We start from the raw sequence: 15,217 nt of genomic DNA on the forward strand, positions 1-15,217 counted from the left end.
ACGGCAGTTAAGCTCTTCAGCGCCGATGGTAGTTGGGGGTTTCCCCCTGTGAGAGTAGGACGCCGCCAAGCCATTTATAAGATCAGCCATCCGGCTGGTCTTTTTTGTTGAATGAAAAGAAAAATCATTAGATATAAAGGGTTTATCAATTATGGAAACTTTTATAAAGACATACACGTATTGAAAAACTTCATCATACATTGTTAAAAGCATCCCCGGTTCTCTTAAACTATTTAAATTAATGTATGTGAACAATGGTTTTTGGGGAGAATGCAGGTATGGAGGTGGAGATGTTGGGGACAACAACAACCAAAACAACGGCAGGGGAATCGTGCGTGGTTTGTGAACAAATAAAAGGGATGGGAATACATCTATATACGACTTTTATTTGTGAGGAATGTGAAAGGGATATGATCGGGACGGATACGAACGATCCAAAGTACAAATATTACTTAAAGCAATTAAGAAAAATCAATAATCCTGAAATATTTTCATGAATAAATAGTTTGAGAAAAGTTAAAGAGTCAGAGAATGAAGAAATGGAGTGTTTCTTTATTCTCTGACTCTTTTTTTGGTACTTTAGAAGAATGCTTGGTAACAAGCTGCGTTTCTGTATTTAAACAGAGTGTTCGAAGATACATAATTGCCTTTCTGTCGAGCAATAAGAGATAAATATGAACTTATTTGATAAAATGAAAAAATACTATGATTTGAGGGAAGAGAAAAATGAATCAATCACAGACACCATTGTTCGATGCAATGAGTGCCCTTTATAAAAAAAGACCAATATCCCTGCATGTGCCAGGACATAAAAATGGATGGGTCTTTAGTAAAAAGGGCGAAGCAATATATAACCCCCTGCTTGGCATAGATGCCACGGAGATAAGCGGTTTAGATGACCTTCATGCTCCAGAGGGCGCCATTTTAAAGTCCGAGCAACTGCTCGCTGATTTATATGGGGTAAAGAAAAGTTACTTTCTGGTTAATGGGTCAACCGTAGGCAACATTGCGATGATTCTTGCTACCTGCCGTGAAGGTGATAAAGTGCTTGTCCAAAGAAATTGCCATAAATCAATTTTGCATGGGTTGATGTTAGCGAATGTACAGCCGATTTTTTTACAGCCGGATTTTTATGAGGAATGGGGCATTGCTGGTGGTGTAGGATCAAAATTAATTGAAGAAGCTTTGGGTGCCAATCCAGATGTTAAAGCCATCGTTGTAACCTACCCGAATTATTATGGTCTTGGTGAAGACTTGACGGAATTGGTTAGACTTGCACATCAAAAGGGAATCCCGGTGCTGGTGGACGAAGCACATGGCGCTCACTTTCAGTTAGGAAGTCCGTTTCCTAAAACAGCTATTTTCGCAGGGGCAGATGCCGTTGTCCATTCAGCACATAAAACACTGCCGGCTATGACGATGGGGTCATATCTTCATGTCAATTCATCCTTAGTTGATGTGGGGCAAGTATCATTCTATTTACAAATGCTTCAGTCCAGCAGCCCGTCTTACCCAATTATGGGATCGCTCGACTTAGCCAGAGCATACTTAGCCGCTTTTACATCAGAAGATAAAAAATCCCTTATTAAAAAGATATCAGATTTCAGACGGGAATTGGGCGCCCTACAAACAGTAAGGGTGTTAGAGGCGCCACCAGGTACTTCAGCAGACCCGTTGAAAGTAGTCATTCAATCAACAAATGGCTTAAGCGGGTTTGAGTTACAGCAGCTATGTGAAGCCGAAGGCATTTTTACAGAATTAGCTGATCCTAATAATTTATTAATGATTTTACCTTTACTAAAAACGAGTATCGATTTTCCCTTTCAAGAAATCGTTCAAAATATAAAAAGTGCGACTAAAGACAGAACTGGAAGCGTCGAAGCGAATCAAGTGGGTAGCTGGTTTGCTGGAAGTTCGATTACGGCTCTGGAAATTACATACTCCGTCATGAAGCATAGTAAATCGAGACCGGTTGTATTGAGAGAAGCCGTAGGAGAGGTATCTGCCGAGATGGTCATCCCTTATCCGCCAGGAATTCCATTAATTATGTCCGGGGAAATGATTACGACAGATCATATTACCAATTTGAAGAGACTGCTTGAACTGGGATCAAGGTTTCATGGAGGTTCCTCCCTTTCAAACGGAGAGTTGATCGTTTATGAAAGCGGGCATGCTGGTTAAAATGATATACTACAAACAAAGAACCTTGGAGGTACATCGATGAAACGTGGTATTTTTATTACAATGGAAGGGCCCGAGGGTGCTGGGAAAACAACAATTACCCAAATGCTTGGCAAGGCTCTGCAACAAGAAGGCTACAAAGTCCTATTAACGCGTGAGCCAGGGGGAGTCCCCATTTCGGAGCAGATTAGGGAAGTGATCCTTAATAAGGATAATACAGCTATGGACTCGAGAACAGAGGCCTTATTATATGCAGCGGCTAGACGTCAGCATTTAGTGGAAGTGGTCATGCCGGAGTTGGAACGAGGGGGAATTGTCCTCTGTGACCGATTTATAGATAGCTCGTTAGCCTACCAAGGCCATGCAAGGGGTTTGGATATTGAAGAGGTTTACAGTATCAATAAATTCGCAATTGGAGATATGATGCCCGATGCCACTTTCTTTTTTGATATAGATCCAGAAGAAGGATTGAGACGTATCCAGGCCAATGGGGAACGGGAAGTGAACCGGCTGGATCTTGAAGCCCTGGACTTTCATAAAAAAGTTTGTGAGGGGTATCAGTCCATTATAAATAGATGGGAAGACCGTTTTATTATCATTGATGCAGGACGGACAGTTGATGAAGTTTTTGAAGAAGCGAAAGCAAGTTTGTTTAATTATCTGGATAAAACAGGGAATTAAATATTAGGTTTCCATATTATTCAACCCGAATACTATTCCAAGCAAAGACTAGTTGCTATAATGGAGTTAGGAAAAATTCAGAGTAACCGGAGGATGATGAGAATGAAAATGATCATTGCTGTCGTTCAAGACAAGGATAGTCATCGCCTGCTAAATGAATTAGTGGAAAAAAATTTCGGAACAACCAAGCTAGCCAGCACTGGCGGGTTTTTAAAATCAGGTAATACGACTTTTATGATTGGCACAGAGGATGAACGTGTTGACCAAGCCATCCAGATCATCAAACAGAATTGCCAGTCACGATCCCAGTTAGTATCACCGGTTTCTCCGATGGGCGGGAATGCCGAGTCCTATGTACCTTACCCAGTGGAGATTCAAGTAGGCGGTGCGACCATTTTTGTTCTGCCGGTTGAAAACTTTTTACAATTCTAACGGTTAGCTGCAGGGAGGTTCATTATGAAAATCAACCATGATACTCCTATTAAGCTGGATAAATCGCGCCAGGATGCCAAACAGTTTCAAATCGGGAATGGAAGATTTCAACAAATGGTCCAGACACAGGATCAAAAAATGCAAATCCAAACATTAAACCGTTTGATAGGCGATATAGAATGGGCGGGACAGCGTTTAGTAAGGTCACGTACTCTTAGGGAACTGGCAAAATATAAAGCATTAGTGAAACGGTTTGTTAAAGAAGCGGTTGAATATGGACTGGAACTGAAGCAATCCACTAGCTGGAACCAATATGGACAGAGCCGGCCGTTGAAAACCGTGGAAACGATAGATGCAAGATTAGTGGAGTTAAGCGAGGAAATTCTTAATAAAGAGAAAAGCTCGCTTGAAATATTGGAAATGATAGGTGAAATTAAAGGTCTTCTGATTAATTTATATACTTAAGTGAGTTGATGGTTTTGGATAAAACATGGCAGGACATGAATCAAATTCAGCCGCAGGTAATGATGATGCTGCAAAATAGCATAATGAAGAACAGGGTGGCTCATGCGTATTTATTTGAAGGGGAAAAAGGGACGGGTAAGCAAGATATAAGCAAAACCTTTGCCAAAAGCTTATTATGTGAAGCACCAAAAGCGGGTTATAAGCCATGCGAACTTTGCCGAAATTGCAAACGGATTTCCAGTGGGAACCATCCTGATGTCCATTTAATAGAAAGAGACGGTCTTTCAATAAAGAAAGAACAAATTAAGGGGCTCCAAGAAGAATTTTCGAAAAAAAGCGTAGAGGCGGATCGAAAGGTTTATATGATTGCCGATGCGGACAAAATGTCAGTGGGGGCAGCTAACAGTCTATTGAAATTTTTAGAAGAACCTTCGGCCGATACCGTAGCAATATTGATGACCGAACAGCTTCAGAGGATTCTGCCGACCATATTATCAAGATGCCAAGTGATTTCGTTCAAGCCATTATCCCCGGAGAATGTGAAACGGAAGCTGATAGAACAGGATTTAGAACCGCAGCTTGCCTCGGTTATCGCACATATAACACAGAATGTGGAAGCTGGAATCGAGCTTAGCAATGATGAATGGTTTGTACAAGCTCAAAAAATAGTGGTAAAATTATATGAAGTGTTAAAACTTAATTCCTTGAAGGCATTGTTGTACCTGCAGACGGATTGGTTTTCACACTTTAAAGAAAGAGAACAGGTTGACAGAGGTCTTGATTTGTTACTTCTTATATATAAGGATTTATTATACATTCAGTTGGACAAAAAGGACTTCGTTGTATTCCAAAATAAACTGAAGGAATTTGAAACTCACGCTCTTCATCTTTCCCCAAGACGCCTTGCTGAAAATATGGGTTGTATTTTGGAAGCAAAACGGAAGCTGATGTCCAACACGAATCCACAGCTGTTGATGGAACAGCTTGTGCTGAATTTGCAGGAGGGATCATGATTTGTATGATGTTGTAGGTGTCCGTTTTAAAAAGGCGGGCAAAATATACTACTTTGATCCGGGTGAATTCGCTATTCCTAAGGACGATTTTGTAATAGTGGAGACTGTCCGCGGTGTTGAATTCGGTAAAGTTGTTACAGCCCGTAAACAAGTAGATGAAAACGATGTTGTCCTGCCGTTAAAAAAAGTACTTCGGGTCGCTGATGCAAAAGATAAGCTGATTGTTGATGAGAACAAGGCGGCTGCAGAAGAGGCCTACTCTATATGTTGCCAAAAGGTTGTTGAGCATAAGCTGGATATGAAGCTGGTTGATGTGTCATATACTTTCGACAGAAATAAGGTCGTGTTTTATTTTACAGCGGATGGTCGCGTGGATTTCCGTGATTTAGTCAAAGATTTAGCTGCCATATTCAGAACTCGGATAGAACTGCGCCAAATTGGGGTAAGGGATGAGGCCAAGATGCTTGGTGGCATTGGACCTTGTGGCAGAATGCTTTGTTGCTCCACATTTCTTGGAGATTTTGAACCGGTTTCCATCAAAATGGCGAAGGATCAGAATTTATCATTGAACCCTACAAAAATCTCAGGATTATGCGGTCGATTGATGTGCTGTCTGAAATATGAAAATGACGAGTATGAAAGTGCGAAGGAAATGCTTCCTGATTTAGGTGAAATGATTAATACGCCTGGTGGCAAAGGCAAGGTAGTGGGGCTTAATATTCTAGAACGCGTACTTCAGATTGAACTAATCGAGCAGGAAAGAGTATTAGAGTATACTCTTGATGAGATTCTAAAAGAGGGAGCCGTTTCTATTCAAGCCACAGATTATTAAGGTGGTGGGAGAGCGTGGATAAGAAAGATATTTTTGAGTCGGTGACCAATATGGAAACCCAGATAGGCCAATTATATAAGCAGCTTGGAGAATTGAAGCAGAACTTAGCTGAAATCCTTGAGGAAAATCAGTCGCTCAAGCTGGAGAACGAACACTTGCGTCATCGGTTAGGCCTTGTGGAAGTCGAAAGTGCGCCTGCTGCAGTGAAGGTTAAACAAAAAGTGAAAAACCGTACTGCTAGTACGGACAAGGTTATGGATATCGGGGAAGGCTATGATAATCTAGCCCGTATCTATCAAGAAGGCTTCCATATTTGCAATCTGCATTTTGGCAGTTTACGAAAAGAAGGAGATTGCCTGTTCTGTTTATCTTTTTTAAACAAAAAGTGATAATGGAATAATATAAAAGATGTTCCATCTCTTTTACGTGATAGATAGACCGTTTACAATATATAGTGATTCGGGGTCTGACGCATACTATGAGTCAGATCCCTTTTTTTACGATACGAATGTCGAAGCATGGACCCTAAACATCGTTTTCCATACATAATTAGGAGGGTAACAGCAATGGTAGAACTTAAAGGAGATGAACGCCTGGATTATCTATTGGCTGAGAATTTAAGGATCATCCAGAGCCCATCAGTATTCTCTTTTTCATTAGATGCCGTTTTATTATCAAGGTTCGTAAATGTTCCGATCCAAAAAGGGAAAATCGTAGATCTTTGCTCAGGGAATGGGGTCATCCCCTTGCTGCTGAGTACAAGAACGAAAGGGACAATTACGGGTGTTGAGATTCAAGAGCGGTTATATGACATGGCCAAGAGGAGCATGGACTATAATGGCGTATCCTCCCGGATCGAAATGATTCATGGGGATATAAAAGAGATTCCGAAGCAGATAGGATACAGCAAGTATGACGTGGTTACTTGCAATCCACCCTATTTCCCGACGCCATCAATTGAGGAAATGAATAAAAATGAGCATTTTGCAATTGCCCGTCATGAAATAATGTGTAATCTTGAGGACGTCATGCGTATCTCAAGCCAGTTGCTGCGTCAAGGTGGAAAAGCGGCATTCGTTCATAGGCCGGGCCGTCTGATGGATATCCTGCGATTAATGAGGATGTACAGGATTGAACCGAAGCGATTGCAATTCGTTTATCCAAAAAGTTCGAAAGAAGCAAATACGATTCTAATTGAAGGAATAAAGGACGGCAACCCTGATTTGAAGATTTTACCTCCTCTTGTTGTGTATAACGACCAAAATGATTATAATCCGGAAATAAAAAGGATTTTATATGGAGAGGAATAAGCACTATTTTTATGTTTTAAAATGCAAGGACGGCAGCTATTATGCTGGGTATACAAATGACTTGGATCGTAGGATTGATGCTCATAATCAAGGCAGGGGGGCAAAGTATACCCGAGGACGGACCCCGGTTGAACTGATTCATCATGAAATATTTGAAACACAGACATTGGCCATGCGGGCTGAATATAAGTTTAAGCAATTAACAAGAAAACAAAAGCAAAAGTGGATGGCAAAGGAGGATGCATGATATGTGGCAACAAAAGAGTTTTGAAAAAGAAGGATTGGAGCCAGCTCTATATCTGGTTCCTACACCGATAGGAAACCTTGAAGATATGAGCTTTCGGGCTTTAAGAATCTTAAAGGAAGCGGATGTCATTGCAGCTGAGGACACACGAAATACGAAGAAATTATGCAACTACTTTGAAATTTCGACACCTATCGTCAGTTACCATGAACATAATAAAGAATATAGCGGGAAACAGATGCTCGAGCGGCTTCGATCAGGAGAGGTCATCGCATTGGTAAGTGATGCTGGCTTGCCAACGATATCCGATCCGGGATATGAACTGGTCAAAGATGCCATTGCTGAACAGTTTAAAGTCATTCCGTTGCCAGGTGCCAATGCTGCATTAACTGCATTGATTGCATCTGGGCTCATTCCACAGCCTTTTTACTTTTATGGCTTTTTACAACGGGGAGCAAAAGAAAAAAAGCAGGAGCTGGAAAAGTTAAAAAAAATGGAATCCACATGGATCGTTTATGAATCGCCACATCGATTAAAAGAAACATTGAAACATATGCATGAAATTTTAGGTGACCGTCGAATAGTATTATGTCGCGAATTAACTAAGAAATTTGAAGAGTTCATTCGAGGGACGGTAAGTGAAGCATTGACGTGGGCGATGGAATCCGAGATTCGCGGTGAGTTCTGTTTAATAATAGAAGGTGGACAATTGACTGAGGATGAATCTGAGGAAGCTTGGTGGGCGGCACTTGATTTAGTCGGTCATGTTAATCATTATATAGAAAACAAGCAGCTCAATTCAAAGGACGCAATCAAGCAGGTCGCAAAAGATCGCAATATACAAAAACGCGATGTATATCAAGCGTATCACATTGATATACAATAATAATTATAACGATAAATAAGCATAAAAAAACTTCCGAAGATCGGAAGTTTTTTTATTTATATCATTTATTTAGAAGCAGTGAAGTTTTGTTGAATTTCTTGGATAAGTAATTCAGCACCTTCACGACTAAGAATCAATTTACCATTAGCAAGTGTAAGGTTATTATCGGAAACTTCACCTGTAACTTGGCAAGTCATGTTTGGTTTGTATTTTTTCAAGATGATGCGTTCGTCATCAACATAGATCTCAAGAGCGTCTTTCTCAGCGATACCCAATGTACGACGAAGTTCGATTGGAATAACCACCCGGCCTAACTCATCAACTTTACGAACAATACCTGTAGATTTCATTTTAAAATTCTCCTCTCAGTTACAATCTAGTACCCTATTTCTATTTTTTTCGCCAATATTCGACAAATTTTTTTATAAATTTATAATACCAGCCATTCCCAAATCCGTCAATGATTTATTTTCATTTTTTTGTAAAAAAGAAAGCGGCTGCATTCCGATGAAAAAAAGACTTTTAAAGAGAAAAAAATGTTTATGTCTTTATAATTCAAGAAATAATAGGCTGCAAATAATTACTCAATTCACCACAATTCGACAAAGTGTGCATGTATCTCTCCATCTTTATTATATGATTAAATGCAATTTAGTTTCAAAACAAAAGTTCTGAATTAAGGATAATTTTCCAGGAATATTTTCAAATTTGTGAGTTGTTGCACAAAAAAAGAATTTTAGGTATATTTTGTTGAGGTAAGAGGTAATGCTGACATAAGGGAAGCTCACATCGTGAACCCTTATTTTTAAAATGACATTTACTTATATTATTTTTTATTCTATTAACATGTTGATTAGTGATTATTGTCGCGTAGAATCGTATATAGCGTTAAAATAGAGATAATAGCTTAAATATATAGTCTTATGGCTTTGGGCAGTCCTAAAGCGGTTTTGCAAAAGATGAGGAGGGAACGAAGTGCAAGAAAAATTAAAAACATTCTATATCACGACACCCATATATTATCCGAGTGGTAATTTACATATAGGGCACGCATATACGACAGTGGCAGGTGATGCCATGGCTCGTTATAAAAGGATGCGTGGTTTTGATGTCATGTATTTAACAGGCACTGATGAACATGGTCAAAAAATCCAGCGTAAAGCAGCTGAAGAAGGAATCACTCCACAGCAATATGTAGATAATATCGTATCAGGGATTAAAGAGCTCTGGGAAAAACTTGATATTTCTTATGATGATTTCATTAGGACGACAGAAGATCGCCATAAAGAGGTTGTAGCCAAGATCTTTAAAAGGCTATTGGACCAGGGTGATATATACTTGGATCAATATGAAGGATGGTATTGTACACCTTGTGAATCTTTCTTCACGGATCGTCAGGTGGAAGAAAGCAATGGAAACTGTCCAGATTGCGGCAGACCTGTTGAAAAGGTGAAAGAAGAGTCTTATTTCTTTAAGATGAGTAAATATGCGGATCGATTACTGAAGTTTTATGAGGAAAATCCGGATTTCATTCAACCGGAATCCCGCAAAAACGAAATGATCAATAACTTCATCAAACCTGGATTGGAAGATTTGGCCGTTTCACGTACTACTTTCGATTGGGGCATCAAGGTGCCAGGAGATCCAAAGCACGTTATTTATGTATGGATTGATGCATTGACTAACTATATAACGGCATTAGGGTATGGAACGGATAATGACTCTAAATACCTGAATTATTGGCCTGCGGATGTACATCTTGTCGGAAAGGAAATTGTCCGTTTCCATACAATTTATTGGCCGATTATGTTAATGGCTCTTGACGTACCGCTTCCTAAGAAAGTCTTTGCACATGGCTGGCTTCTCATGAAAGATGGTAAAATGTCCAAATCAAAAGGGAATGTAGTGGATCCCGTTACATTGATTGATCGTTATGGTTTGGATTCTTTACGGTATTACTTATTGCGTGAAGTCCCATTTGGTTCTGATGGAGTATTTACACCGGAAGGGTTTGTAGAACGGATCAATTTTGACCTCGCAAATGATTTAGGGAATTTATTAAATAGAACAGTGGCAATGGTCAATAAGTACTTTGATGGTGTTATTCCAAATTACGAAGGATCAAATGGCGAATTCGAAAAAGCTTTGGTTGAAATGAACCAAAGCACGGTAGGCAAGTATGAGGAAGCCATGGAAAACATGGAATTTTCAGTTGCACTCACATCCATTTGGCAACTCGTGAGCAGAACTAATAAATTCATTGATGAAACCCAGCCATGGACTCTTGCTAAAGATGAATCAAGGAAAGAAGACCTTGCCAGTGTCATGGTTCATTTGGCGGAGTCATTACGCAGGACGGCAATTCTTTTAAAGCCTTTCTTGACGCAAACACCGGAAAAAATCTTTGCTCAGCTTAGCATCAAAGATAATGCTTTAAAATCATGGGATAGCTTAGCGGAGTTCGGTCAAATTCCTGCTGAAACAAAAGTTTTGAAGGGTGAGCCGATCTTCCCCCGTTTGGATATGGAAGAGGAAGTTTTATATATTAAAGAACAAATGCAGGGTGGAGCCCCTGAGGCCGAGGAAAAAGTGGAAGAGACGATTCCAGAGGTTGATGAAATCACCATTGATGACTTTACAAAAGTAGAGCTTCGTGTTGCTCAGGTCATGGAAGTGGAGCCGGTAAAGAAAGCGGATAAGCTTCTTAAACTGCAGCTTGATTTAGGTTATGAGAAACGGCAAGTCGTATCAGGAATTGCTCAGCACTATAAACCTGAAGATTTAGTAGGCAAAAAAGTGATATGCGTAACGAATTTGAAACCTGTTAAACTTCGTGGAGAGCTCTCTCAAGGGATGATATTGGCGGGCAGCCAGGATGGTGTGCTCTCAGTCGCTACAATAGATTCATCGATTCCAAATGGTTCAAAGGTGAAATAAACCCACGAAAACATAAAGGTGTTTCATATGAAACATTTTTATGTTTTTTTCTTTATGTTTTTGGAGAAAGTAAATTATACAGGTTTTGATTATTAGGTCTATTTTTACTTGTTGGGCATATAGGCTCCTTTGTAATCTTTTTGTTACCTAAATGTGAAACATAAAACTTTCATTTTTTTATAAAATAGTGCTAGAAAGGAAGAAAAATAATGTTATTTGACACACATGTACATGTTAATGCAGAACAATTCAACGAGGATCTCGATGATGTCATAGAACGAGCTAAGGAAGCAGGAGTGAATAATATGGTAGTCGTTGGTTTTGACCAGCCTACCATTATAAGGGCAATGGAATTAATAGAAACTTATGATTTCATGTATGCCGCAGTCGGATGGCATCCAGTGGACGCTATAGATATGACCGAGAAGGACTTACAATGGATCGAGGAGTTATCCAATCATCCAAAGGTTGTAGCTATTGGTGAAATGGGTATTGATTATCATTGGGATAAATCACCTAAAGATGTTCAAATGGAGGTATTCAGGAAGCAAATCCGATTGGCGAAAAAAGTGGGGCTGCCCATCATCATCCATAATCGGGAAGCGACCGCGGATATCGTGAACATATTAAAGGAGGAAGCGGCATCAGAGGTGGGAGGCATCATGCATTGCTTTAGCGGAAGTGCAGAAACAGCATTGGAATGCATCAATATGAATTTTTATATTTCATTGGGTGGCCCTGTGACCTTCAAGAATGCAAAAAAGCCAAAAGAGGTAGCGGCGGCCGTACCTTTAGACCGTTTACTGATTGAAACCGATTGTCCATATTTGGCTCCACATCCATATAGAGGAAAGCGTAATGAACCTTCCTATGTGAAGCTTGTTGCTGAACAAATCGCAGAAATCAAACAACTCACAATAGAGGAAGTTTCCCAGGCAACAACCGAAAATGCCAAGAAATTATTCGGCATTAACTGACAGCTTTTTTTACAATATCTCCCGGGATTCGCTAGCCAAAATCGCATTTTTTTAGATTTCTACAAATCTTACACCTATTTTAGGCTTATTATGTCGAGAATTCGCCCTTTCCTTTTCACCATAAGATATGCATAATAGGTAGTAATTTCCTAAATGAGAAGTGAATGGGTTGACAGCTTGATAACTATGTCTATATAATCACCGGGAGGAAGGAGGAGTTTTTCATTCTATTAAAAACTATGAAAAACCTTATTCCCAAACCTTTTGGGAAGAAGAGAATGGCAATTGCCATATGCAGTGCGATTCTTGTTTCTACAGCATTGGGAATACTAATCCATCAAGGAACAAAGCATACAGTCACAATAATGCTAGACGGAAAAAAAGAGGTAGTGCGGACACACGCTGCTACTGTAAATGATATGTTGAAAGATTTAGAGATTACCGTTAAAGCGGCAGACTATGTCCACCCATCAAGAGACACGGCGGTTGATGATGATTTAGAGGTGGTTTGGAAGCCTGCACAAAAAATCGTCTTGGTACAAGATGGTAAGGCGGAGAAAGTTTGGTCCACTGCCGATACGGTAGACGAACTTTTAAAAGAACAAGATCTGAGTGTGAAGGAACAGGATAAGATTACGCCTTCAAAAAATACGAAGCTGAATGCCAATATGGAAGTTTCCATAGACAAAGCCTTTTCACTGAAATTAGTGGTAGCTGGAGACGAAAAGAAGGTATGGTCAACTTCGACTACTGTCGCTGACTTTTTAAAGCAACAAGGAGTAAAACTCAATGATTTGGATCGGGTTGAGCCAGAATTAGCCGAAAAAGTTGAAGCTGAGAATACGGTAAACGTAATTCGAATTGAAAAAGTCACCGATGTAGTGGAAGAACCAGTTGACTTTGCTGTCATAACTAAAAAAGATGACTCCTTATCAAAAGGGAAAGAGAAAATTGTTAAAGAAGGAAAAGACGGACTTATTTCTAAGGAATATGAAGTTATTAAAGAGGATGGCAAAGAGGTCAAAAGAGAATTACTTTCAGAAAAAGTTGTTAGTAAAAAGCAGGATAAAGTTGTAACGGTCGGAACTAAAACAACGGTTGCCCAGGCTTCCCGCGGAGTAACTAACGTTAGTTCTACTAGTGGAAAAGAAATATACGTATCATCAACGGCTTATACTGCCAGTTGTAAGGGCTGTTCCGGTGTCACGTCAACAGGCGTAGATCTAAAGAGTAGTCCGGGTGCGAAAATCATTGCTGTCGATCCAAGCGTAATCCCTATGGGGTCGAAAGTATATGTAGAGGGCTATGGCTATGCAGTAGCTGCTGACAAAGGCGGGGCAATAAAGGGAAATAGAATTGACGTCTTCTTTTCCTCAAAAAATGATGCCTATCGCTGGGGTGCAAAGAAAGTTAAGATTCGGGTATTGGACTAATAAGGTTTCTCTCGCAGGAGATGAATTCGTCTCCTGCTTTTTGACGTTTTATTTTTCCACTTCTTGAAAAAGCCCATGTAAAACTGTTTTAATAAGATAGACGACTTAATATTCCATAAGATTTCATTATAAGCGTTTAAACTTTCATAAAGATGTTGACCTGGATTCACTCCTATCCTGGAAATTAAAAAGAAAAAGGGTGGGTGTCCAACGCGTTTATCAAGAGCTAAGCAAAGCGCTTGCGCTTTTCTGTATGGAGGAAAACATGAAAAAGATTAAAGAAATTATTGTTGTAGAGGGTAAAGACGATACGGTAGCGATTAAAAGGGCAGTAAATGCTGATACAATCGAAACGAACGGTTCCGCTGTGAATGATTCCTGTATTGAGCAGGTGAGGCTGGCACAAAAGACACGTGGAGCCATCATTTTCACAGACCCTGATTTTCCTGGTCAAAAAATCAGGAATATAATTTCAGAACAAGTAAAAGGCTGTAAACACGCCTTTTTAACGAAGAAGGAAGCCCTTCCTAAGTCAGGGAAAGGGATAGGTGTGGAACATGCTTCTCCTGAGGCAATTCGTAATGCTTTAAAGGAAGCCCAATTAATGGATGAAGAGGCTTCGGAAGAGATTTCACAGCAGGATTTAATAGATGCAGGTTTAATTGGAGGATCCGGTGCCAAGGAGCGAAGGGAAAAACTTGGTTTTATTTTGAAAATCGGGTTTACCAATGGTAAACAGTTATATAAAAGGCTAAAAATGTTCCAAATATCAACTGAGGCTTTTGCTGAAGCGATGGTACAGATAAACCAGGAGGAAAAAAATGAATAAGGATATTGCAACCCCTGTCAGAACGAAAGATATATTGAAGAAGTACGGATTCTCCTTTAAAAAGAGCTTAGGTCAGAACTTTTTAATCGATACGAATATCCTGAAACGTATTGTCGAACATGCAAATTTAACAGAGGAAAGCGGCGCCATCGAAATTGGGCCGGGGATCGGCGCCTTGACTGAACAACTAGCAAAAAGCAGCAAAAAGGTTACGGCCTTTGAGATTGATCAGCGTTTATTGCCCATCCTATCGGATACACTGTCTCCTTATAACAATGTAAACATCATTCACGGGGATGTACTAAAAGCTGATGTTAAGAAGGTCATCGAAGAAGAATTTGCTGGCTTCTCGGACCTAATGGTGGTTGCAAATCTGCCTTACTATGTCACGACGCCCATCATTTTAAAGCTATTGTCTGAGGACCTGCCCATTAGAGGAATCGTATGCATGCTGCAAAAAGAAGTGGCTGATCGAATTGCCGCTAAACCTGGGACAAAGGAATACGGTTCTTTATCCATCGCCATTCAATATTATACTGAAGCGGAAACAGTGATGATTGTACCCAAAACGGTATTCATGCCTCAACCTAATGTTGATTCAGCTGTAATACGCCTTACTAGGCGGGTTAAGCCGATCGTCGAGGTCCTTGATGAGGATTTCTTCTTCATTGTGACCCGGGCGAGCTTTGCACAGCGTCGGAAAACGATTTTAAACAACTTAACCAGTCAGCTTCCAGATGGTAAATCGAAAAAAGAACTAATACTTGCCGCTCTCGAAGCCTCGGAAGTGGATCCGTCAAGACGGGGAGAAACACTGAGCATCAAAGAGTTTGGACGCTTGAGTGATGCGTTATTGCCAAATTTCAAATAAATCAAATGTAAAAATTCAAGTCGGAAATGGGATCACTCCCAGCTTCCGGCTTTTTTCGTGCGCCCGGCATGGGTGCAATCTATAGGGTGAAAGTCCCGAACCATGAAGGCAGTAGTAGTGGTTAGC

General features: G+C 40.1%; 17 protein-coding genes and 1 rRNA gene. 17 read left to right on the forward strand and 1 reads right to left on the reverse strand.

Annotation, left to right across the window (positions count from 1 at the left end):
- The 12 genes from rrf to rsmI all read left to right on the forward strand — a co-directional run.
- A 5S ribosomal RNA gene (gene rrf / locus N9I19_RS25500) occupies positions 1–71 on the forward strand; the annotation flags it as partial.
- Between the two features lie 207 nt (positions 72–278).
- Positions 279–497, forward strand: a complete 219-nt coding sequence (locus N9I19_RS21575; RefSeq protein ID WP_081108652.1) for a sigma factor G inhibitor Gin — start codon at positions 279–281, stop codon at positions 495–497.
- Between the two features lie 229 nt (positions 498–726).
- Positions 727–2,181, forward strand: coding sequence for an aminotransferase class I/II-fold pyridoxal phosphate-dependent enzyme (locus N9I19_RS21580; protein ID WP_317778941.1), 1,455 nt, complete (start codon positions 727–729; stop codon positions 2,179–2,181).
- 39 nt (positions 2,182–2,220) lie between these two features.
- Positions 2,221–2,862: a dTMP kinase gene (tmk, locus tag N9I19_RS21585; RefSeq protein ID WP_317778942.1), complete on the forward strand. Its 642-nt coding sequence runs from the start codon at positions 2,221–2,223 to the stop codon at positions 2,860–2,862.
- 102 nt (positions 2,863–2,964) lie between these two features.
- A complete protein-coding gene (locus tag N9I19_RS21590) occupies positions 2,965–3,294 on the forward strand; it encodes a cyclic-di-AMP receptor (RefSeq protein ID WP_317778943.1) in 330 nt (109 codons plus the stop codon).
- Between the two features lie 24 nt (positions 3,295–3,318).
- Positions 3,319–3,759 (forward strand): YaaR family protein, encoded by a 441-nt coding sequence (locus tag N9I19_RS21595; protein ID WP_317778944.1) that lies wholly within the window; start codon positions 3,319–3,321, stop codon positions 3,757–3,759.
- A gap of 8 nt (positions 3,760–3,767) precedes the next feature.
- Positions 3,768–4,772 (forward strand): DNA polymerase III subunit delta', encoded by a 1,005-nt coding sequence (gene holB, locus N9I19_RS21600; RefSeq protein WP_141133688.1) that lies wholly within the window; start codon positions 3,768–3,770, stop codon positions 4,770–4,772.
- 1 nt (position 4,773) lies between these two features.
- Entirely contained in the window at positions 4,774–5,604 is an 831-nt protein-coding gene (locus N9I19_RS21605) for a PSP1 domain-containing protein (protein WP_061440314.1), read from the forward strand.
- Positions 5,605–5,654: 50 nt separating this feature from the next.
- On the forward strand, positions 5,655–5,993 hold the full coding sequence (gene yabA / locus N9I19_RS21610; protein ID WP_375166265.1) for a DNA replication initiation control protein YabA: 339 nt from the start codon (positions 5,655–5,657) through the stop codon (positions 5,991–5,993).
- A gap of 177 nt (positions 5,994–6,170) precedes the next feature.
- On the forward strand, positions 6,171–6,914 hold the full coding sequence (locus tag N9I19_RS21615) for a tRNA1(Val) (adenine(37)-N6)-methyltransferase (RefSeq protein ID WP_317778945.1): 744 nt from the start codon (positions 6,171–6,173) through the stop codon (positions 6,912–6,914).
- Positions 6,901–7,161, forward strand: coding sequence for a GIY-YIG nuclease family protein (locus N9I19_RS21620; RefSeq protein ID WP_061440317.1), 261 nt, complete (start codon positions 6,901–6,903; stop codon positions 7,159–7,161). The genes N9I19_RS21615 and N9I19_RS21620 overlap by 14 nt, the downstream gene beginning before the upstream one ends.
- Position 7,162: 1 nt before the next feature.
- Positions 7,163–8,044, forward strand: coding sequence for a 16S rRNA (cytidine(1402)-2'-O)-methyltransferase (gene rsmI, locus N9I19_RS21625; protein WP_125162830.1), 882 nt, complete (start codon positions 7,163–7,165; stop codon positions 8,042–8,044).
- Positions 8,045–8,109: 65 nt separating this feature from the next.
- Here the strand turns inward: rsmI and abrB are convergent, their stop codons facing one another.
- Positions 8,110–8,394, reverse strand: coding sequence for a transition state genes transcriptional regulator AbrB (gene abrB, locus N9I19_RS21630; protein WP_048689982.1), 285 nt, complete (start codon positions 8,392–8,394; stop codon positions 8,110–8,112).
- A gap of 625 nt (positions 8,395–9,019) precedes the next feature.
- Here abrB and metG point away from each other — a divergent pair.
- From metG to rsmA, 5 genes are all read left to right on the forward strand, one after another.
- Entirely contained in the window at positions 9,020–10,981 is a 1,962-nt protein-coding gene (metG, locus tag N9I19_RS21635) for a methionine--tRNA ligase (protein ID WP_317778946.1), read from the forward strand.
- A gap of 209 nt (positions 10,982–11,190) precedes the next feature.
- Entirely contained in the window at positions 11,191–11,958 is a 768-nt protein-coding gene (locus N9I19_RS21640) for a TatD family hydrolase (protein ID WP_317778947.1), read from the forward strand.
- 278 nt (positions 11,959–12,236) lie between these two features.
- Positions 12,237–13,391 carry a ubiquitin-like domain-containing protein gene (locus N9I19_RS21645; protein WP_317778948.1) on the forward strand — a complete coding sequence of 385 codons (1,155 nt, stop codon included), beginning with the start codon at positions 12,237–12,239 and terminating at the stop codon, positions 13,389–13,391.
- Positions 13,392–13,656: 265 nt separating this feature from the next.
- A complete protein-coding gene (rnmV, locus tag N9I19_RS21650; protein WP_089364275.1) occupies positions 13,657–14,220 on the forward strand; it encodes a ribonuclease M5 in 564 nt (187 codons plus the stop codon).
- On the forward strand, positions 14,213–15,091 hold the full coding sequence (gene rsmA, locus N9I19_RS21655) for a 16S rRNA (adenine(1518)-N(6)/adenine(1519)-N(6))-dimethyltransferase RsmA (protein ID WP_061440323.1): 879 nt from the start codon (positions 14,213–14,215) through the stop codon (positions 15,089–15,091). The genes rnmV and rsmA overlap by 8 nt, the downstream gene beginning before the upstream one ends.
- Positions 15,092–15,217: the final 126 nt, after the last annotated feature.

Origin of the sequence: Peribacillus sp. CSMR9, assembly GCF_033141925.1 — a bacterium.
GTDB lineage: Bacteria > Bacillota > Bacilli > Bacillales > DSM-1321 > Peribacillus > Peribacillus simplex_A.